Genomic DNA, 20,025 nt, shown 5'->3' with positions numbered 1-20,025 from the left:
TACAGTAATTCATTTATGAAAACGGATTCACAAATGTGTTGTACAGTTGGTTGTAAGGAGAGGGGAAACTATGGCAGAACAGACAGTCCGTGTAACCGTAGATGGTAAAGAATTTTCAGCATCAGGTGAAAAGACGATACTACAATTATTTAACGAGAGTAATTTGGAACATCCTCAAATTTGTCATGTACCAGAAGTAGATCCAATTCAAACTTGTGATACGTGTATTGTAGAAGTAGATGGGAAGTTAATGCGTGCTTGTTCAACGAAATTAGAGAACGGTATGCATATTGAAAGACAGTCACAGCGTGCGAAAGAGGCGCAGACTGAGGCGATGGATCGAATATTAGAGAATCATTTATTGTATTGTACCGTATGTGATAACAATAACGGTAATTGTAAGGTTCATAATACAGTACACATGATGGGAATTGAAGAACAGAAATATCCGTATGAGCCGAAAGTAAGTGCTTGTGAAGTGGATATGTCACATCCGTTTTATCGGTATGATCCAAATCAATGTATTGCTTGTGGACAGTGTGTAGAAGTATGTCAAAACCTACAGGTTAATGAAACGATATCGATAGACTGGAGCTTAGATCGTCCGCGTGTTATATGGGATCATGGTGTAAGTATAAATGACTCATCTTGTGTAAGTTGTGGGCAGTGTGTAACAGTATGTCCATGTAATGCGTTAATGGAAAAATCAATGTTAGGTGAAGCTGGATTCATGACAGGATTAAAATCAGATGTGTTAGATCCGATGATTGATTTTGTAAAGGATGTAGAGCCTGGATATAGTAGTATTTTAGCAGTTTCAGAAGTAGAGGCTGCGATGCGTAAGACGAAAGTGAATAAAACAAAAACTGTTTGTACATTTTGTGGTGTCGGTTGTTCATTCGAAGTATGGACGAAAGATCGCCATATATTAAAAGTGCAACCTGTTTCTGATGCACCGGTTAATGGCATTTCCACATGTGTAAAAGGTAAATTTGGATGGGACTTTGTAAATAGTGAAGATCGAATTACGAAGCCATTAATTCGCCAAGGAGATATGTTTGTTGAAGCTTCATGGGAAGAAGCTCTTGAAGTTGTGGCTTCTAACATGCAACATATTAAATCAGAATACGGCAGCGATGCATTTGGATTTATTTCTTCTTCGAAAGTAACGAATGAAGAAAATTATCTTATGCAAAAACTAGCTCGTCAAATATATGGAACAAATAATGTAGATAACTGCTCCCGTTATTGCCAATCTCCAGCGACTGATGGTTTATTTAAAACTGTCGGTATGGGCGGCGATGCTGGAACAGTGAAAGATATAGCTGAAGCAGGCCTTGTCATTATCGTTGGTGCGAATCCAACAGAAGGACATCCTGTACTCGCGACGCGTGTAAAACGTGCTCATAAATTACACGAGCAAAAACTGATTGTAGCAGATCTTCGTAAACATGAAATGGCAGAGCGTGCGGATTTATTTATTCATCCGCGCCAAGGTACAGATTACGTATGGCTTGCTGGTATTACGAAATATATTATTGATCAAGATTGGCATGATAAAAAGTTCATAGCTGAAAATGTGAAGAACTTTGATGAATATAGCACAATGTTAGAAAAGTATACGCTTGATTATACAGAAGAAATTACGGGAATTTCGAAAGAAAACCTGAAAGAAATGGCTCGTATGGTATATGAAGCAGATGGAACTTGTATACTTTGGGGAATGGGTGTAACGCAAAATACAGGGGGAAGTACAACATCTGCTGCCATTTCCAATTTACTGCTTGTTACGGGGAACTATCGTCGTCCTGGTGCAGGCGCATATCCATTACGAGGTCATAATAACGTACAAGGTGCTTGTGATATGGCGACATTACCAAACTGGCTTCCAGGTTATCAAGCAGTATCGGATGATACGCTTCGTGCTAAGTTTGAAAAAGCATACGGCACAACGATTCCGAAAGAACCAGGATTAAATAATATCGCAATGTTACTTGCGGCAGAAGAAGGAAAACTACGTGGTATGTATGTCATGGGGGAAGAAATGGCTTTAGTCGATTCCAATGCGAACCATGTGCAACATATTTTAGCGAATTTAGACTTCCTAGTTGTTCAAGATATGTTCTTATCAAAAACAGCTCGTTTTGCTGATGTTATTTTACCAGCGGCACCAAGCTTAGAAAAAGAAGGAACGTTTACGAATACAGAGCGACGTATTCAAAGATTATATGAAGTATTAAAACCACTAGGTGATTCAAAACCAGATTGGTGGATTTTACAAAAAGTTGCTCGTGCACTCGGCGGGGATTGGAATTACGAAAGTCCAAGTGAAATTATGGACGAAATCGCATCGCTTGCACCGTTATACTCTCAAGCAACGTACGATCGTCTAGAAGGATGGAATAGTTTATGTTGGGGTAGTCATGATGGTAGTGATACACCGCTATTATATGTAGACGGATTTAACTTCCCAGATAAACTAGCTCGTTTATCACTAGATGAATGGGTACCACCAGTTGTAGCGCCAGATGAGTATGATTTACTTTTAAATAATGGACGTATGCTAGAACATTTCCATGAAGGGAATATGACGAATAAGTCGGCTGGTATTTTATCTAAAGTATCTGAAGTGTTCGTTGAAATTTCACCTGAACTTGCTATAGAGCGCAATGTGAAAGATGGTGGTCTTGTAGAATTAGCATCACCATTTGGCAAAATTAAAGTACAAGCGCTTATTACTGAGCGTGTAACGGGGAAAGAGCTATACTTACCGATGCATGCAACGATAAATGAAGAAGCGATCAATATTTTAACTGGGACGGCAACAGACCTTTATACGTGTACACCGGCGTACAAACAAACGATGGTGAAAATGCGTGTATTACGTGAAAAAGGAAATCGTCCGTTACCATCTTCAAACCCGCGAGATAAAAAGCGTAATCCGCAAAATGGTGTTGAAATCGAGCAAAAATGGCAAAGAAAACAATACGTATCACTCGTGGACTAGGGGGCGGAGATAGTGGCGAAAGAAATTACTTTAATTAAAAAGAAAGTTGTAACAGAGGAAGAACAGAAACAGCAAGTAGCAGATGAACTTCTAAATGAGCTATCTAATAATCGTGAAGCAGTAGAAGAAACGATGCAGCTGTTAGCGCAGTTACAGAAGGCTGGAATATTAGATGCGGCGATTAGTTTACTTGCTGCGAAGGAAGATGTTTCAAAAATCGCTGTGGAGCAATTAAATCGTGAACCAGTTAAAAATGCACTTAACAACATGATGGGGGCGGGGGAAGCACTGTCCTCAGTTGACCCAGAAGTAACAAAGCAAATCACATCGAGTTTAGTCACTGGATTGCAATTTGCAACAGATGAATTAAAGAGTGGTAAAAAAACAAAAGTGATGGATTTCTTTAAAGTGTTAAAAGATCCAGATATCAATAGAGCCATTACATTCGGTTTTAGCTTTTTGAAAGCATTTGGACAAGGGTTAGAGAAAAAATAGAGTAAGTGAAAAAGTGATGGGAAATAGCCATCACTTTTTTCATTATATGTATAAGAGTGTTCATGTTAAGCGGAATATATTATTATTAAAGGGATGGATTAGAACTGGAAATGTGGAATCCATCTCAAATATCGTTTTAGAATGTGGAGGAATATATGCAACACCGTAAAAAACTATCTATACCAGGAGTAATGAGACATTCCTTTCAAACTGTTAGATTTGCCTTTTGGAATGTGTTAACATTCCAACTTGCTTATAAATTGTTAGCAGCGATTGTGTTTATCCCGCTCTTTGGTATTATTTTCAATAAGTTGTTGTACTTTGGTGGGTATGCAAACGCAACAAATGACGAGTTATTAGCATTTTTGAAAACACCATACGGAATTTTGGCGATTGTAATTTTATCTATATTGGCATTGTTCCTGATTTTTACAGAGTTTGCAGTACTTATTATCATTTCGTACTTCGCTCATAAAAGGCAAAAGGTGAGATTACGTCCAATTTTATATAAAACAGTAACGTATTTACCTTCTCTGTTTACATATTGCTTACCTGGCTTTGTTTTGTATGCAGTTGTACTATTACCACTATTAAGTATGGGATATAAATCTGCATTGATTCCTGAAATTCAAATTCCTAATTTTATTACAGGTGAACTATTTAAGACAACAATGGGGCAAGTTGGATATTATACTTTCTTTGCTGTAGTTGCCTATTTGAACCTTCGTTGGATTTTTGTTTTACCTATTATTGTTTTAGAGGAGAAGCCGTTCCGTACGGCAGCAAGCAAAAGCGCAAACTTAGTAAAAGAAAGCTTCTTTAAAGTTTTGTTCTTTTTAGTAGGTTTTTTCATATCTGTAGGAATTGTTTTTCTTTTATGTGTAGGAGTTTATTTACTTTGTCTGTGGGGAGTATATGAATTTACAAACCCAGAAGGGACATTTGCACTACTAGCAGAGTCAACTATTTCAGTTTTCCTAACAAGTACATTGTATCTATTTAGCTTTATTATGACGCCGTTCTATATTATGGCGTTAACAAGATTGTATTTACAAAAGGTTCCAGTCGAAGATGTTTTATTAGAAGAAGGATTAGATTATTCAAAGACGAAGGCAGATAAATGTTTCTTCCAAAAACATCGTTGGAAATTTATTGGTGTATATATTGTAGGAATTATTACGGCTGGAATGGTTGTTGCTTTCATTGTGACCTTTATTACAAACACATATAAAGAACCGATTATTATGGCTCATCGCGGTTATATTTCAAAAGGTGTAGAAAATACGAAAGAAGCTGTGCAGGGAGCTATTGATGCGAAAGCAGACTACGCTGAAATTGATGTACTACAAACGAAAGACGGTGAACTAGCAGTTATACATGATTTGAAGTTGAAACGTCTTGCCAATGCTAATGTTCATGTTTCGGATTTAACGATGGAAGAGTTAAGGCAGCTTACCCTTAGTCAAGATGGTTTTTCAGGACAAATCAGTACGCTGGATGAAATCATTAAGTTGGCAAAGGGAAAAATCAAACTCAATATTGAAGTGAAGCTTCATGGGGGCGAAAAAGACTTTGTAAACAAAGTATTAAAAACGATTAAAGATAATGAATTTGAGAAGCAATGTGTTATTCAAACGTTACATTACCCGCTTATTAAAGAGTTTAAGCGTGCAAATTCAGATATAAAAGTCGGATATATACTATATGCAAGTAGAGCTAACTTAAAGAATGTGAAAGCTGATTTTTATGTAGCGGAAGAATATATGTTAAATAAGAAGTTAGTAAGAGAAGCAAGGAAGTTAAACAAGCCAATTTACGTATGGACAGTAAATGATATGGAAAGTTTAAAGGGATATTATAAGTTAAACGTAGATGGTATCATTACCGATTACCCTGAATCGGCACGTGAAACAATTAAGATGTTAAAAGAGCAAGAAGAGGAAGAAAGTGATCTGTTTGATAAAATTACGGAAACAACAGATGATTTATTTTCCAAGTTATTTATAAGTTACCCAGCTGCTGGCTAAATGCCTGCAGCTGTTTTTTTACAAAAAGAATATATCTCTAAAGTATTGTGTAAATTAATAACTGTATATGTATACGGCATCATTGGTATTTCTTACATTGTTACATTATTGTCGAATAATAAATGATTGCTGCTTATTTTAAAGGAGTATAATAAAAATAGAGTGATAGATAATGAGATGGAACAAAGAGGCTAATAGAATCAATGTTTTATATATTTACACTATTCTAAATATATAAACTTTAAAAATGTAGTATGTTAGCGTTTTCATAACTTTTAAGTTATGCTAGAATAAGGACATAAGTTATTAATTATTACAAAAAGAAAAAAGACTTTCTTTTTTCTGTTAATTATAAGGGGGCATTTCATTATGCGTATTGGGGTACCAGCAGAAATTAAAAACAACGAAAACCGTGTGGCAATGACACCAGCAGGTGTTGTACATTTAATTCGTAACAATCACGAAGTATTCATTCAAAAGGGTGCAGGTTTAGGATCTGGTTTCACAGATGCTCAGTATGTTGAAGCAGGAGCGAAAATTGTTGATACAGCTGAAGAAGCTTGGAACATGGAAATGGTTATGAAAGTTAAGGAACCAATTGAAAGCGAATACAAACACTTCAGCGAAGGTTTAATTTTATTCACATACTTACACTTAGCTCCAGAACCAGAATTAACAAAAGCATTAATCGAAAAGAAAGTTGTTTCTATTGCATATGAAACAGTACAATTAGAAAACCGTTCTCTACCATTACTTGCACCTATGAGTGAAGTAGCTGGTCGTATGGCTGCACAAATTGGTGCACAATTCCTTGAGAAGAACAAAGGCGGTAAAGGAATTTTACTTGCAGGTGTTCCAGGGGTTAAACGTGGTAAAGTAACAATCATCGGTGGTGGACAAGCTGGTACAAATGCTGCTAAAATTGCAGTTGGACTAGGTGCGGATGTAACAATCATCGACTTAAGTGCAGAACGTCTTCGTCAATTAGATGACATTTTCGGAAACCAAGTAAAAACTTTAATGTCTAATCCGTACAATATTGCAGAAGCTGTAAAAGAGTCTGATCTTGTAATCGGTGCAGTATTAATCCCAGGTGCAAAAGCGCCAAAACTTGTAACAGAAGAAATGATTAAATCAATGGAACCAGGTTCTGTTGTTGTAGATATCGCGATTGACCAAGGTGGTATTTTCGAAACAACTGACCGTATTACAACTCATGATAACCCAACTTACGAAAAACACGGCGTTGTTCATTATGCAGTTGCAAACATGCCAGGTGCGGTTCCACGTACATCAACTCTTGCATTAACAAACGTAACAGTACCATACGCAGTACAAATTGCTAACAAAGGCTACAAAGAAGCTTGCTTAGGCAACTCTGCATTACTAAAAGGTATTAACACATTAGATGGCTATGTAACATTCGAAGCAGTTGCAGAAGCTCACGGTGTAGAGTACAAAGGTGCTAAAGAATTATTAGAAGCAGAAACAGTATCTTGCTAATACAAGCATTATACAAAACAAAATCGAACAATATATAAACCAACATGATAAGAGCTAAGAGTGAATATCTCTTAGCTCTTCTTGGCAAAAGGGGGCATACATCGTGGCCAACCTATTTAAAAAGAAATCCGTTACGCAATTGTTAGGGGAAAGTAAAAGTAAAACTTTAACGAAAACGCTAGGGGCATTTGACCTAACAATGCTAGGGATTGGTGCGATAATTGGTACAGGAGTACTAGTATTAACAGGATTAGTAGCAGCAAGAGATGCTGGTCCAGCAGTTATCTTTTCATTCATGATTGCAGCGATTGTTTGTGGATTTGCAGCGTTGTGTTATGCAGAAGTTGCATCTACACTTCCGGTTTCAGGTAGTGTGTACACATATTCATATGCGACGATTGGTGAGTTTATTGCCCATCTAATGGGATGGACATTACTATCTGTATATGTCGTAACAACTGCCGCAGTAGCAGGTGGATGGACAGGTTATTTTAATAACTTAGTGAGTGGATTCGGATTAGAAATTCCAACAGAGTTGTTAAAGATTCCATCACAAGGTGGGATCGTGAATTTACCAGCAGTAGTCATTACATTAGTTTTAACTTGGTTACTATCAAGAGGTACGAAAGAAAGTAAGCGTGTGAATAACATAATGGTATTAATTAAAATTGGTATTGTTATTTTATTCATTGCAGTTGGTGCGTTCTACGTACAACCAGAAAACTGGACACCATTTGCACCATACGGTATTAGCGGAATCTTTGCCGGCGGAGCAGCAGTATTCTTTGCTTTCTTAGGATTTGATGCATTAGCAACTTCTGCTGAAGAAGTAAAAAATCCACAACGTGATTTACCGATTGGTATTATTGCTTCGTTAGTTATTTGTACAATTATTTATGTTGTAGTATGTCTCGTTATGACAGGTATGGTTTCTTATAAAGAATTAGATGTACCAGAAGCTATGGCATATGTGTTAGAAGTTGTAGGACAAGATAAAGTAGCGGGTGTAATCGCAGTTGGAGCTGTAATTGGTATTATGGCTGTAATCTTTGCTTACATTTATGCAACGACACGTGTATTCTTCGCGATGAGCCGTGATGGTTTATTACCAAAATCATTTGCGAAAATTAATAAAAAGACAGAAGCACCAGTATTCTCAACTTGGTTAACAGGTATTGGCAGTGCTTTAATTGCTGGATTTATCGATTTAAAAGAATTGTCGAATTTAGCGAATATTGGAGCATTGTTAACATTTGCGATGGTAGGTGTGTCAGTTATTATTCTTCGTAAAACACATCCGAACTTAAAACGTGGCTTTATGGTACCACTTGTACCAACGCTACCGCTTATTTCAATCGCATGTTGTCTATTCTTAATGTTTAACCTACCATTAACAACATGGATCTACTTCGGTATTTGGTTAGCAATTGGAGTAGTTGTATACTTTGTTTATTCGAAAAAACATAGTCATTTAAAAGACGATGGAAGTTCGCAGGATAATTTAGAACAAGCTAATTAAAAGCTTAGTTAAAAGGGATATAAGTATAGTAAGCCTTGTGCGTCTAGGGAACGCGCAAGGCTTTTTCTTTTGTGTAAAGTGTATATTCTTTTTTGTATGAGAATGTAATGGATGCGGAAAATATGTGTAGATCTTTTTAAAATGTGAACGAAATGTTCAAAAAAATGTATGAGATTTCATTGACACATATGAATGGGCGCTCATATAATAAAGGTATAAGATATATGAATGATTGTTCATATGTTCAAATAAAGAGGTGAGCTATAATGGCTGGAAATAAAGTAGAAACACCACAAGAGACATGTTCTCAAACGATAATTCATGAAGAAGTTGTTGATCAAGTAAAACAAACAATTCCAACGGATGAAAGTTTAAGTAAAGTAGCAGAATTATTTAAAGTATTAGGCGATCGTACACGTACAAGAATATTACATGCGTTATTTGAAGCTGAAATGTGTGTTTGTGATTTAGCGTATTTATTAGGAATGACACAATCATCTATTTCACATCAGCTTCGTGTGTTAAAGCAAGCGAAACTTGTAAAGAATCGTAAAGAAGGAAAGGTCGTTTATTATTCGTTAGCTGACCAACACGTAATTCATATCTTCGAGCAAGCGTTTGAACACGTAAACGAGGAAGAATAAATAGAACGCAAGGAGGGAGAACGATGGCTGAAGCATTAGTGAAAAAGAAACTGATGTTAGAAGGTTTAGATTGTGCAAACTGTGCAATGAAAATTGAAAAAGGCGTTGGGAATATAGAAGGAGTAAATTCTTGCTCTGTAAATTTCGCGACAAAAACAATGGTTTTAGAAACAGCGCAAAATAAAGAAAGCGAAGTTGTTACAGAAGCAAAACAACTTGTTACAAAATTAGAACCGCACATTAAAGTACAAGAAGAAAAAAACACAAAAATGGCAAAAGAAGTGTTTATATTAGAAGGTTTAGATTGCGCAAATTGTGCGATGAAGATTGAAAATAAAGTTAAGGAAATGCCGACGGTTTCAGCAGCAACTGTTGATTTTGTATCAAAGAAATTACGAGTTGAAGTAGCGAATAAAAGAGAATTAGAAACGACTGTAGCCAATATAACAAATGTCGTTCAAAAGTTAGAACCAGATGTGAAAGTTGTTCGTGAAGAAAAGGGTGGTCATGACCATGGACATAGTCACGATCATGGAGAAGCAAATGTGAAAAAGATGGTAGGACGATTAGTGGTTGGCGGAATTTTGACAGCAATTGCTGCATTAGCTGGCTTACCACAAATGATCACAATTCCGTTATTCGTCCTTGCGTATGTATTAATTGGTGGAGATATCGTTTGGAGAGCAGTAAGAAACATAACTCGTGGCCAAGTGTTTGATGAGAACTTCTTAATGGCAATTGCAACACTAGGAGCTTTCGCAATTCAACAATACCCAGAAGCGGTTGCAGTAATGTTATTCTATCAAGTAGGAGAACTATTCCAAAGTATTGCCGTAAACCGTTCTCGAAAATCAATTACTTCATTAATGGATATTCGTCCTGATTACGCAAATGTAAAGATTGGAAATGAAACGAAACAAGTATCACCAGAAGATGTACAAATCGGCGATTATATTATCGTGAAACCTGGTGAGAAAGTACCGTTAGACGGAAAAGTAGTTGAAGGAACATCAATGGTAGATACTTCAGCATTGACTGGTGAATCTGTACCACGTGAAGTTGAAATTGGAAATGATGTATTAAGTGGTTTTGTGAACCAAAATGGTGTATTAACAATTGAAGTTACAAAAGAATTTGGTGAATCAACTGTATCAAAAATTTTAGATTTAGTTCAAAATGCAAGCAGTAAAAAAGCGCCAACAGAAAACTTTATTACGAAGTTCGCGCGTTACTACACTCCAGTTGTAGTAATTACAGCAGCGATCATGGCGTTTATTCCACCACTTATTTTAGAAGGAGCTACATTCTCGGATTGGATTTATAGAGCTTTAGTGTTCTTAGTAATTTCTTGTCCGTGTGCGTTAGTTGTATCTATTCCTCTTGGATTCTTTGGAGGTATCGGTGGTGCATCTAAAAGTGGTGTGTTAGTAAAAGGGAGTAACTATTTAGAAGCTTTAAATGATGTGAAATATATTGTTTTTGATAAAACAGGTACATTAACAAAAGGTGTCTTCAAAGTTACAAAAATGGAACCGAGCGAAGGTATTACAAATGAAGAATTATTAGAGTATGCAGCATTTGCTGAAGTGTATTCTAACCATCCAATTGCACAATCGATTCGAAATGCATATGGAAAATCAGTTGATGAAAAAATGATCGATGATTATAACGAAATTTCTGGTCACGGTACAGTCGTAAAAGTACAAGGAAAAGAAATTTTTGCAGGTAATGCTAAATTAATGAGAAAAGAGAACATTACATTTAAGCAACCAGAAACAGTAGGTACATTAGTTCACGTTGCTGTAGATGGAAAATATGCAGGTTATATTGTTATCTCTGATGAGGTAAAAGAAGATTCAAAACAAGCAATTCAAAAGTTAAAAGAACTAGGTATTAAGAAGACAGTCATGTTAACTGGTGATGCAAAACCAGTTGGTGAAGCTGTTGGTAAAGAATTAGGTTTAGATGAAGTTCACGCAGAACTATTACCGCAACAAAAAGTAGAAGAGATTGAAAAAATTGATGCAGCGAAGCATGGAAAAGAAAAAGTTGCTTTCGTTGGTGATGGTATTAATGATACACCGGTATTAGCGAGAGCCGATGTTGGTATTGCGATGGGTGGTTTAGGATCAGATGCAGCAATTGAAGCGGCAGATATCGTTATTATGACTGATGAGCCATCAAAAATTGCAACAGCTGTAAACATTGCAAAACGTACACGACGCATTGTGTGGCAAAATATTATCTTTGCATTAGGGGTAAAAGGATTAGTTTTACTACTCGGTGCTTTCGGTATTGCAACAATGTGGGAAGCTGTTTTCTCAGATGTTGGTGTAACACTACTGGCAGTGTTAAATGCAATGCGTGTACTAAGAGTGAAAGATTTATAAAAAAGAGGACGCAACCTGCGTCCTCTTTTTTAGGTTATTCTGTTGAAATTGACTCAATAAAATAATAACAAATATTATTTTGAAAATAAATAACGTAATATTAAAATTTACAAATGAAAAATATTTGTCTTGTTATTTTAATATATTTTTTACAAAGATATATAGCATTGAAAAAAACAGAGAAGGGCAGCTTCTCTGTTTTATCCCGCTTTATTGGGCAGTAAGACCCCCACCTCAAAATTTAGCGAAAGCAAAGAATTTAGGTAGGGGATCAACTGCCCATAAAAGTCCGATTGGTTCAACTAATAATCAGTGTGGGGATGAAGAAAACCCCCACTGATTAAAGTTTCACTTTATTTTTGTATATTTTTTTCAACTTGTTCTCGAACAGTTTGAATGTAATTCATTTTATGATCCCAGCATTCTTGACTTAAATCGACAGGGTATTCTTCAGGATTTAAAGTTCGCATATATTCTTCCCAAAATAGTGCGAGACTTTGTTCATTATATTTTTGAATATCTAATATGCCTGGTAGTTCATATGTTCTTTCACCGTTAACGAAAATGTCTTTATGCAGTTCACGCGCTTCAAAGTTTGTTACAAATTTACTTATATAAGTGTGAACAGGGTGAAACATTTTTAAGCGTTCTTCTTTTCCTGGTTCTTCATAATCTAATGCAATATAATCGCCTTCTGCATGATCATTAACTCGATTGATAATGCGATAAATTCGTTTCAGTCCTGGAGTCGTAATTTTTTCCGGATTAGATGAAATTTTAATTGTATCATTTAATTTTCCATCAGTATCTTCAATCGCAACGAGTTTATAAACAGCTCCTAAAGCTGGTTGCTCAAAGGAGGTAATCAATTTTGTTCCAACGCCCCATACATCAATTTTTGCTCCTTGAGATTTCAAATGCATAATGGTGTATTCATCTAAATCGCTAGAAGCAATAATTTTTGTATTTGTAAACCCAGCTTCATCTAATAGCTTTCTTGCTTTTTTTGATAAATAAGCCATATCACCACTATCAAGGCGAATGCCATAAAAATCGATACGATCTCCAAACTCTTTCGCGACGCGAATTGCATTTGGAACACCTGATTTTAAAGTGTCGTATGTATCAACGAGAAAGACGCATTTTTTATGAGTTTCAGCGTACTTTTTAAATGCGACATATTCATCGCGATATGCTTGAACGAAAGAGTGAGCGTGTGTGCCGGCTACGGGTATTCCGAAGCGCTTCCCGGCCCGTACGTTACTCGTAGATGAGAAACCACCGATAAAGGCAGCACGTGTACCCCAAAGGGCTGCATCGAACTCGTGGGCACGTCTTGTGCCGAACTCTAAAAGTTCATCGTTATTTGCAGCGTGCTTCATACGAGCTGCTTTCGTTGCAATTAATGTTTGGTAATTCACAATGTTTAACAGGGCAGTTTCAATAATTTGTGCTTCGCCGAGTGGTGCATCAACACGTAATAAAGGCTCGTTATTAAATACAACTTCACCTTCTTGCATACTTCGAACTGTCCCAGTGAATTTCATATTTTTTAAATACTGAAGGAATTCTTCTTCAAATTGTAATTCTGCTAAATAAGCGATATCACTTTCGGTAAAGCTGAAGTTTTCTATGTACTCTACAATTTTTTCAAGGCCAGCAAAAACAGCATAACCGTTCTCGAATGGAAGCTTTCGAAAGTATAAATCAAACACCGAGCGGCGATTGTGAATACCATCTTTCCAATATGTATAAGCCATATTAATTTGATATAAATCTGTATGTAAGGCATAGCTATCGTCTTTATAATAAGTCATCGCGAAAACACCTCCATAATTTGGTTATAGTATACCAATTTTTCACCGCTCGTAGCAAAGAATGGATATGAAAGAAGAGTCAAGAGGGAAAAAAATGAAATATTGCATATTTTTTAGAAAATTAACATTTATCAATTTATATTTCTCAAGATTTTATGTATTATTAAAGTAATGGGGGTAAATGAGAATGGAGGAGGACAATGCAACAAACATTAGAAAAAATAGGCAAACAAGTCTTTTACAAACGGCTACAGCAAAAAATGACACAAGAAGAATTATGTCAGGGCATTTGTTCTGTCTCATACTTAAGTAAAATCGAAAATGGAAAGATCGAAGCATCAGAAGAGATTCTACAATTGCTCTGCGCAAGATTAGAAATTGCCGTGACGGATTTGAGGGATGTAGAAGAAGATGTGAAGGGGAAGCTGGATGAATGGTTAAACGCATTAGTTCATTTGGACAAGCCACAAGTAGAGCGCATATATGAAGAATTACAAGGTGAAATGAAGCATGTTTTGGATTTTGAAATTATAAATTATTATAAACTGCTTTATACGCGTTATTTAATTATGAAACGAGATTTTCCTGCTGTTGAAGAAGAATTAGAGAGCTTAAAAAAGATGTACAAAAAGTATTCGCCATTCCAGAAATTATTATATACGTATAGTAAAGGTCTATATTATTTTTTACAGCATAAATATAAAACGGCCCTAGATTATTTAGTTCAAACTGAAGTGATGGCGAAAGAACAAGGCTATTATGAAACTGGGATCTATTATAATTTAGCTCTCGTTTATAATGAATTAGAAATAGAACATATGGCTTTACATTTTGCTCATTTAGCTATGGAAGGCTTTAAGAATGAATATAAATTTCGTCATGTGATTAATTGCCAGTTATTGATAGGGTTAAGTTATATACAGAAAAAACAATATAACGAAGCTTTAGGAATTTATAGAAATATTTTAAGAGAAGCTAATTCTTTTGCGGATAAAGATAACATAACAGCGATTGCTCTAAATAACATGGGATATTTACATTACCATTTAAAGGATTATGCAAAAGCGAAAGAGTATTATTTACAATGTTTACAATACAAGAAGGAAGAAGATTTAGATTACATTGATGCTGTATATGAGATTGCATTGCAATGTATTGAATTGAAGCAATTTGAGGAAGTAAAAGAGTGGATTAATAAAGGGATAGAAGTTGCGAAAAGAGATGAGAAGTATAAAAGTATGTTATATACACTTTTAATACTTCAATATAAATATTTTGAAGAGAAGGAGGTGTATAAAAAGTTTTTAGAAACAGAAGCTTTAACATTTTTTAAGCAAGAGGAAAATAAAAAAGATTTAAAAAAGGTATATTTAGAATTAGCAAAATATCATGAGGAAGTATTAGAATTCCAAGAAAGTAATCGATATTATAGACTAACTATTAATTTATTAGAAGAAAAGGGAGGAAGATGAATATGAAAAAAATGATTTTTGGTGCATTAGCATTGGTGGCTATATTAGTAGTGTTAGAACCTCAATATGCTTGGACTGGAGATATGTATGGTCAAGCTAAACAAGTAATAGAAGTAATAAATTCTTAATAAGAACCCCTTTCCAACCGGAAAGGGGTTTTTCAATATTTGTTCCCCAAAATTCTACAAAACTTGAGAAATAAATTAATTGAATTTTTAGTATATTAATAGTGAAAACATAATGCTAATATGAAACTACTCTTTTTCAAAAAAATTTTATTAGGGGGAAGGTTCATGAAAAAGAAAAGTTTAGCGTTAGTGTTAGCGACAGGAATGGCAGTTACAACATTTGGAGGGACAGGCTCTGCATTTGCGGATTCTAAAAATGTGCTCTCTACGAAGAAGTACAATGAGACAGTACAGTCACCTGAGTTTGTTTCTGGGGATTTAACTGAAGCAACTGGTAAGAAAGCAGAATCTGTTGTGTTTGATTACTTAAATGCAGCAAAAGGTGATTATAAGTTAGGGGAAAAGAGTGCGCAAGATTCTTTCAAGGTGAAACAAGCGAAGAAAGATGCTGTAACTGATTCAACAGTATTACGTTTGCAACAAGTATACGAAGGAGTACCTGTATGGGGGTCTACGCAAGTAGCTCATGTAAGTAAAGATGGTTCTTTAAAAGTATTGTCTGGAACAGTTGCGCCTGATTTAGACAAAAAAGAAAAATTGAAAAATAAAAATAAGATCGAAGGCGCAAAAGCAATTGAAATTGCGCAAAAAGATTTAGGGATTACACCTAAATATGAGGTAGAACCAAAAGCGGACTTATATGTATATCAAAACGGTGAGGAAACAACATATGCATACGTTGTAAATTTAAACTTCTTAGACCCAAGTCCAGGAAACTACTACTATTTCATTGAAGCAGACAGCGGTAAAGTGTTAAATAAATATAATAAACTTGATCATGTAGCAAATGAAGATAAGTCACCAGTTAAGCAAGAGGCACCTAAACAGGAAGCGAAACCAGCTGTAAAGCCTGTAACAGGAACAAATGCAGTGGGTACTGGTAAAGGTGTATTAGGAGATACGAAGTCGCTTAATACAACGTTATCTAGCTCATCTTACTACTTACAAGATAATACGCGCGGAGCAACGATTTTCACATATGATGCGAAAAATCGTACTACATTGCCAGGAACTTTATGGGTAGATGCAGATAATGTTTTCAATGCAGCGTATGATGCAGCAGCGGTAGATGCTCATTACTATGCAGGTAAAACATATGATTACTATAAAGCTACTTTTAATAGAAATTCTATTAATGATGCAGGAGCACCATTAAAATCAACAGTTCATTACGGAAGTAAGTATAACAATGCATTCTGGAACGGATCACAAATGGTATACGGAGATGGTGATGGTGTAACATTCACTTCATTGTCTGGTGGAATTGATGTAATCGGACATGAATTAACGCATGCTGTTACAGAGTATAGCTCAGATTTAATTTATCAAAATGAATCAGGAGCATTAAATGAAGCTATTTCAGATGTTTTTGGTACTTTAGTAGAATTCTATGATAACCGTAACCCAGATTGGGAAATTGGTGAAGATATTTATACGCCTGGTAAAGCAGGAGATGCACTTCGCTCTATGAGTGATCCAACGAAATATGGTGATCCAGATCATTATTCTAAGCGTTACACTGGTACTAGTGATAACGGTGGGGTTCATACAAACAGTGGTATCATTAACAAACAAGCTTATTTATTAGCAAATGGCGGTACGCATTACGGTGTAACTGTAACTGGTATTGGTAAAGATAAGCTAGGTGCAATCTATTACCGTGCAAACACACAATATTTCACGCAATCTACTACATTTAGTCAAGCGCGTGCTGGCGCAGTACAAGCTGCAGCTGATTTATATGGTGCGAATTCTGCTGAAGTAAATGCGGTTAAGCAATCATTTAGTGCAGTTGGTATTAACTAAGGATTTAAAGGGTAGCTATTAAGAAAATACCTCAAAAATAAAGAAGGAGCCTATGCTCCTTCTTTATTTTTTTCTCCATTTTTTCCACAAATAATATAATCCGATACAACCTGCGATTGTCACAATCCACTTCGCTTCATTTGTTCCGTTCATAACACGATAGGCCGAATATACTTCGATTAACAAAGCCGGTATTTTCCCTATCGTACTGGCAATACTGAAGGATAGTAATGACATTTTGCCTAGAGCGGCAAATAAAGTCACGATACTTGATGGGATGAAAGGTATGAATCGAAACGATAGAACGAGTAGAAAGGCCTCTCTACCTTCTACATAAAGTAGGCGTTCTACCTTTGGGTACTTATTTACTTTGCTGTGAGTGAATTTCTGAAGGCCTATACGATAAATATAAAACGAGATAATAGCCCCTAATGCCTCACCTGCGATCGAAATAAGGGTTCCATTTGTTACACCAAAGAGCTGTATGTTAATAGCGGTCAAAAAAATACTAGGGATAACACCTAAAAGGCTAATGACTATGTTGATTAAGATACTAAGTGGAATTGCGATTGAATAATAGTCTGTTAAGAAGTTTTGAATTGTTTCAGCCATTGTTTAAAATCCTTTATCTTTTTTTGCATTACACCATATTTCCATTGTATAGGCAAGTGCAAATTTACATAATGTAGAAAACGTTGATAAAACACCATTAATATACCTTATATAGGTATTGGGTATATGTGATAAGGGGTATATTTCAGTGACTTAAAAAACACCAAATAAACCCTTTATTTAAAGGATTTATTTGGTGTTTTTATAGGTGTTTAAACTCGGGAAATAATTATGAAAATATAGGGGTATATTTATAAAAGGTCAAAAATAGCGGTTTTATGAAAAGTAGATGAGGAATTTGAAAAATGCATATGTTTTTTCGGTGTGAAATTGACTTTTAGTGAAGTTACGATAATAATCATGAAAGAGGTGATATGATGAAACGAATAAGTAGTCTTTTCTTGAGTAGTTTATTGGCATTAATACTGATCTTAAGTGGATGTGCAGGAAAAGAACAAAAAACAGAGAAACAAACAGGGAATCAATCGACATCAGTAGAAAAAATTAGTGATAATATTTTAGACGAAATGGAAGGGCCACCTAAAAATGGTCACACGATTGAAAGACATGTCGGTAAATCAGAAGAGGATTTGAAGAATCGCTTGAAGACAGATAAAGTATCAGCAGCAAGTACATACTATGACAAGGAAACAGCGACGAAAGCTGTAAAAGATAGTTTGAAGCAGCATAATAAGGAAATTCAAGATTGGTTAAAAAATTCTAAAGAGGCTCGTCTCGTATTAAATACAACACATTCATTCCCGGTTGGAAAAACGGTAATAAAGAAAAATATGAATGTAAAAGACAAGTTAGTAAAAACCGTTACTGTTTTAGCGAGAGATAAGTCAGGAGATTTAGGATATAAGATCATTACTTCTTATCCATCTGATAAATAAGAAGGGGGAGTAAATATGTATACGACATTACAATATTTTTTCAAATCGTATTGTACGTTAAGTATCCATGAAGATGAAATAGTAGGCGTGATGGAAGAGTTTATAGAGCAAGAAGACGAAGAAATTGTTTTGAAATTACGTGATGAATTATTATATATGAAGAAAAAGGATGCTTGGGAAGAGGCGTGCGTATTAGCTGCGAAGCAAGGAAATCGTATGTGGTCTTTAGAAGAAACGAAAGATCATCTTACAACCTTTTTAGTATTATTGCAAAAGAAAAAGGCGTGATTTACTCACGCCTTTTTTGTTTTTGAAATGTGTTCTTTTAATGGGGTCTTATTGTTTTGGAGCACTTTTATATACGCTTCTTGAAATTTGGCCATTAGATATTACTTCACCGTTTTGTGTTACTTTTTTATACGTAACTGCTGTTATTTTATCATTAGTTCTACTAATTACTTGAGAAGAAACTTCAACATTTTTACCAGTATTTGTACCAAAAATACGTGTAGTAATACTACCTCCATTTGAAAATGCTTGAATATAAATATGATTGCCTGTATTGTTTTTAAATTTTAAATCCGGACCATAATCTGCCACTGCTGCATCTTGCCCAAGTGGTAAATAATTTACGGGCATAGAATGATTGCTTCGAGAAACAATTCCTAAATCTGCTCTTAAAGCTGCGCTATATAAAGTACTACTAACTTGGCAAACGCCTCCGCCTGCACTTTGTATAACCTTACCTTGTGAATATACGGCTGCGGATTTATAACCATGTGCAGCATCCGTTACGCCAACGCGGCCATTAAAACTAAACGTTTCATCAGGTGCGACAATAACGCCACTTAAAGTATTAGCTGACTTATTTACGTTAAAGGATTGATTCCCGTTACGACCAGCCATTGGAGTCGAATATTCAGCGATTACTTCTTTAATCCCCATTTTCTGTATATCTTCTGTAGAGCGTTCAGGTTTTAATAGTGTAACTGGTAACGTAATGTCAGGTGTGCCAGAAGTAATGGCCTGTTTCGTTAAATCAGTTAGCTTTCCTTTATCGATTTTTTCTCCATTTTGACTTTGGCTAATATTTACTGTAGTGCCTTCAATACTTAATTCTGCATTAACAGGATTTTTTAATGTTTCATTATATTTATCCTTCATAAAGCTTTCATAAGCAGTTGTATTTAATTGAGGTGTTAATTTATAGTTACGTTTTAATTCACCGTTTTCAGCCTGCTTCCGCATTTTGTAACGATTTATTGCGTTGCCTTCTTGTTCTTTAAAGATTTTGTCGATAATATCTTTTTCTTTATAATTTATCCCTAAATCTTTCCATGTGTAAGTTTGTTTATCATTTTGGAATATGTACGTAAGTGATTTTTGATCTAGTTCAGTTATTTTTTGATTAATAATGGCTTGAATATCTTTTTTATTTTTTCCGTCGAGAGAAATACCTTCAAATGTAGTATTTGGTAATGCAGTAGTATCTAATTGATTATTTAGTTTGGATACATATTGATATCCACTAACACCGCCTACACAAAGTAATATGCCTCCAGCAATTGCAGAACCGATCAGTATTTTACTTAGCTTCATTTATTTCCCCCCAGAAATTTTTGTATAAATATATGTATTACATTTTTTGT

Annotated in this window: 15 protein-coding genes; 12 read left to right on the top strand and 3 right to left on the bottom strand. The window is 35.3% G+C overall.

Annotation, left to right across the window (positions count from 1 at the left end; genetic code table 11):
• Window positions 1-70 precede the first annotated feature (70 nt).
• From fdhF to MR070_RS19150, 7 genes are all read left to right on the top strand, one after another.
• Window positions 71-3,007 (top strand): formate dehydrogenase subunit alpha, encoded by a 2,937-nt coding sequence (gene fdhF / locus MR070_RS19180; protein WP_000840640.1) that lies wholly within the window; start codon window positions 71-73, stop codon window positions 3,005-3,007.
• 12 nt (window positions 3,008-3,019) lie between these two features.
• Window positions 3,020-3,502, top strand: coding sequence for a helical membrane plugin domain-containing protein (locus MR070_RS19175; protein ID WP_001040528.1), 483 nt, complete (start codon window positions 3,020-3,022; stop codon window positions 3,500-3,502).
• A gap of 155 nt (window positions 3,503-3,657) precedes the next feature.
• The gene (locus MR070_RS19170; protein WP_001164722.1) at window positions 3,658-5,529 is read left to right on the top strand and encodes a glycerophosphoryl diester phosphodiesterase membrane domain-containing protein; all 1,872 of its coding nucleotides are present in this window, start codon (window positions 3,658-3,660) and stop codon (window positions 5,527-5,529) included.
• 369 nt (window positions 5,530-5,898) lie between these two features.
• Complete coding sequence (ald, locus tag MR070_RS19165; RefSeq protein ID WP_001219742.1) at window positions 5,899-7,032, top strand: alanine dehydrogenase; 1,134 nt, start codon at window positions 5,899-5,901, stop codon at window positions 7,030-7,032.
• 103 nt (window positions 7,033-7,135) lie between these two features.
• The gene (locus MR070_RS19160) at window positions 7,136-8,551 is read left to right on the top strand and encodes an amino acid permease (RefSeq protein ID WP_001284877.1); all 1,416 of its coding nucleotides are present in this window, start codon (window positions 7,136-7,138) and stop codon (window positions 8,549-8,551) included.
• 266 nt (window positions 8,552-8,817) lie between these two features.
• The gene (locus tag MR070_RS19155) at window positions 8,818-9,195 is read left to right on the top strand and encodes an ArsR/SmtB family transcription factor (RefSeq protein ID WP_000918377.1); all 378 of its coding nucleotides are present in this window, start codon (window positions 8,818-8,820) and stop codon (window positions 9,193-9,195) included.
• Window positions 9,196-9,218: 23 nt separating this feature from the next.
• Entirely contained in the window at window positions 9,219-11,585 is a 2,367-nt protein-coding gene (locus tag MR070_RS19150) for a heavy metal translocating P-type ATPase (RefSeq protein ID WP_000796591.1), read from the top strand.
• A 353-nt stretch (window positions 11,586-11,938) separates the two neighbouring features.
• Here MR070_RS19150 and MR070_RS19145 read toward each other — a convergent pair whose 3' ends face one another.
• The gene (locus MR070_RS19145) at window positions 11,939-13,402 is read right to left on the bottom strand and encodes a nicotinate phosphoribosyltransferase (protein WP_242261819.1); all 1,464 of its coding nucleotides are present in this window, start codon (window positions 13,400-13,402) and stop codon (window positions 11,939-11,941) included.
• A 200-nt stretch (window positions 13,403-13,602) separates the two neighbouring features.
• On the opposite strand from MR070_RS19145, the gene MR070_RS19140 reads away from it, so the two are divergent.
• The 3 genes from MR070_RS19140 to MR070_RS19130 all read left to right on the top strand — a co-directional run bounded on the left by MR070_RS19140 (window position 13,603) and on the right by MR070_RS19130 (window position 16,868).
• On the top strand, window positions 13,603-14,874 hold the full coding sequence (locus MR070_RS19140) for a helix-turn-helix domain-containing protein (RefSeq protein WP_242261818.1): 1,272 nt from the start codon (window positions 13,603-13,605) through the stop codon (window positions 14,872-14,874).
• Window positions 14,875-14,876: 2 nt separating this feature from the next.
• Window positions 14,877-15,002, top strand: a complete 126-nt coding sequence (locus tag MR070_RS19135; protein ID WP_242261817.1) for an NprX family peptide pheromone — start codon at window positions 14,877-14,879, stop codon at window positions 15,000-15,002.
• A gap of 165 nt (window positions 15,003-15,167) precedes the next feature.
• The gene (locus MR070_RS19130; RefSeq protein ID WP_242261816.1) at window positions 15,168-16,868 is read left to right on the top strand and encodes a M4 family metallopeptidase; all 1,701 of its coding nucleotides are present in this window, start codon (window positions 15,168-15,170) and stop codon (window positions 16,866-16,868) included.
• Between the two features lie 63 nt (window positions 16,869-16,931).
• Here the strand turns inward: MR070_RS19130 and MR070_RS19125 are convergent, their stop codons facing one another.
• Window positions 16,932-17,480 carry a TVP38/TMEM64 family protein gene (locus MR070_RS19125; protein ID WP_242261815.1) on the bottom strand — a complete coding sequence of 183 codons (549 nt, stop codon included), beginning with the start codon at window positions 17,478-17,480 and terminating at the stop codon, window positions 16,932-16,934.
• A gap of 377 nt (window positions 17,481-17,857) precedes the next feature.
• Between MR070_RS19125 and MR070_RS19120 the strand changes: the two genes are divergently transcribed.
• Both MR070_RS19120 and MR070_RS19115 read left to right on the top strand, forming a co-directional pair.
• Window positions 17,858-18,376 (top strand): RNase A-like domain-containing lipoprotein, encoded by a 519-nt coding sequence (locus tag MR070_RS19120; protein WP_242261814.1) that lies wholly within the window; start codon window positions 17,858-17,860, stop codon window positions 18,374-18,376.
• A 15-nt stretch (window positions 18,377-18,391) separates the two neighbouring features.
• Complete coding sequence (locus MR070_RS19115) at window positions 18,392-18,664, top strand: hypothetical protein (protein WP_070805192.1); 273 nt, start codon at window positions 18,392-18,394, stop codon at window positions 18,662-18,664.
• 48 nt (window positions 18,665-18,712) lie between these two features.
• On the opposite strand, the gene MR070_RS19110 is transcribed toward MR070_RS19115, so the two are convergent.
• Window positions 18,713-19,975, bottom strand: a complete 1,263-nt coding sequence (locus tag MR070_RS19110) for a VanW family protein (protein ID WP_242261813.1) — start codon at window positions 19,973-19,975, stop codon at window positions 18,713-18,715.
• Window positions 19,976-20,025 lie beyond the last annotated feature (50 nt).

This window comes from Bacillus cereus group sp. BfR-BA-01453 (genome assembly GCF_022662915.1).
GTDB classification, from domain to species: domain Bacteria; phylum Bacillota; class Bacilli; order Bacillales; family Bacillaceae_G; genus Bacillus_A; species Bacillus_A paranthracis.
The sequence above is the reverse complement of the archived record's forward strand: the minus strand, read 5'-3'. Positions and strand labels throughout refer to the sequence as shown.

Excerpts from the sequence above, each read along its gene's own strand:
- fdhF (WP_000840640.1), top strand. The coding sequence starts at position 71 with ATGGCAGAACAGACAGTCCGTGTAACCGTAGATGGTAAAGAATTTTCA.
- MR070_RS19170 (WP_001164722.1), top strand. The coding sequence starts at position 3,658 with ATGCAACACCGTAAAAAACTATCTATACCAGGAGTAATGAGACATTCC.
- ald (WP_001219742.1), top strand. The coding sequence starts at position 5,899 with ATGCGTATTGGGGTACCAGCAGAAATTAAAAACAACGAAAACCGTGTG.
- MR070_RS19155 (WP_000918377.1), top strand. The coding sequence starts at position 8,818 with ATGGCTGGAAATAAAGTAGAAACACCACAAGAGACATGTTCTCAAACG.
- MR070_RS19150 (WP_000796591.1), top strand. The coding sequence starts at position 9,219 with ATGGCTGAAGCATTAGTGAAAAAGAAACTGATGTTAGAAGGTTTAGAT.
- MR070_RS19145 (WP_242261819.1), bottom strand. The coding sequence starts at position 13,402 with ATGACTTATTATAAAGACGATAGCTATGCCTTACATACAGATTTATAT.
- MR070_RS19140 (WP_242261818.1), top strand. The coding sequence starts at position 13,603 with ATGCAACAAACATTAGAAAAAATAGGCAAACAAGTCTTTTACAAACGG.
- MR070_RS19135 (WP_242261817.1), top strand. The coding sequence starts at position 14,877 with ATGAAAAAAATGATTTTTGGTGCATTAGCATTGGTGGCTATATTAGTA.
- MR070_RS19130 (WP_242261816.1), top strand. The coding sequence starts at position 15,168 with ATGAAAAAGAAAAGTTTAGCGTTAGTGTTAGCGACAGGAATGGCAGTT.
- MR070_RS19125 (WP_242261815.1), bottom strand. The coding sequence starts at position 17,480 with ATGGCTGAAACAATTCAAAACTTCTTAACAGACTATTATTCAATCGCA.
- MR070_RS19120 (WP_242261814.1), top strand. The coding sequence starts at position 17,858 with ATGAAACGAATAAGTAGTCTTTTCTTGAGTAGTTTATTGGCATTAATA.
- MR070_RS19115 (WP_070805192.1), top strand. The coding sequence starts at position 18,392 with ATGTATACGACATTACAATATTTTTTCAAATCGTATTGTACGTTAAGT.
- MR070_RS19110 (WP_242261813.1), bottom strand. The coding sequence starts at position 19,975 with ATGAAGCTAAGTAAAATACTGATCGGTTCTGCAATTGCTGGAGGCATA.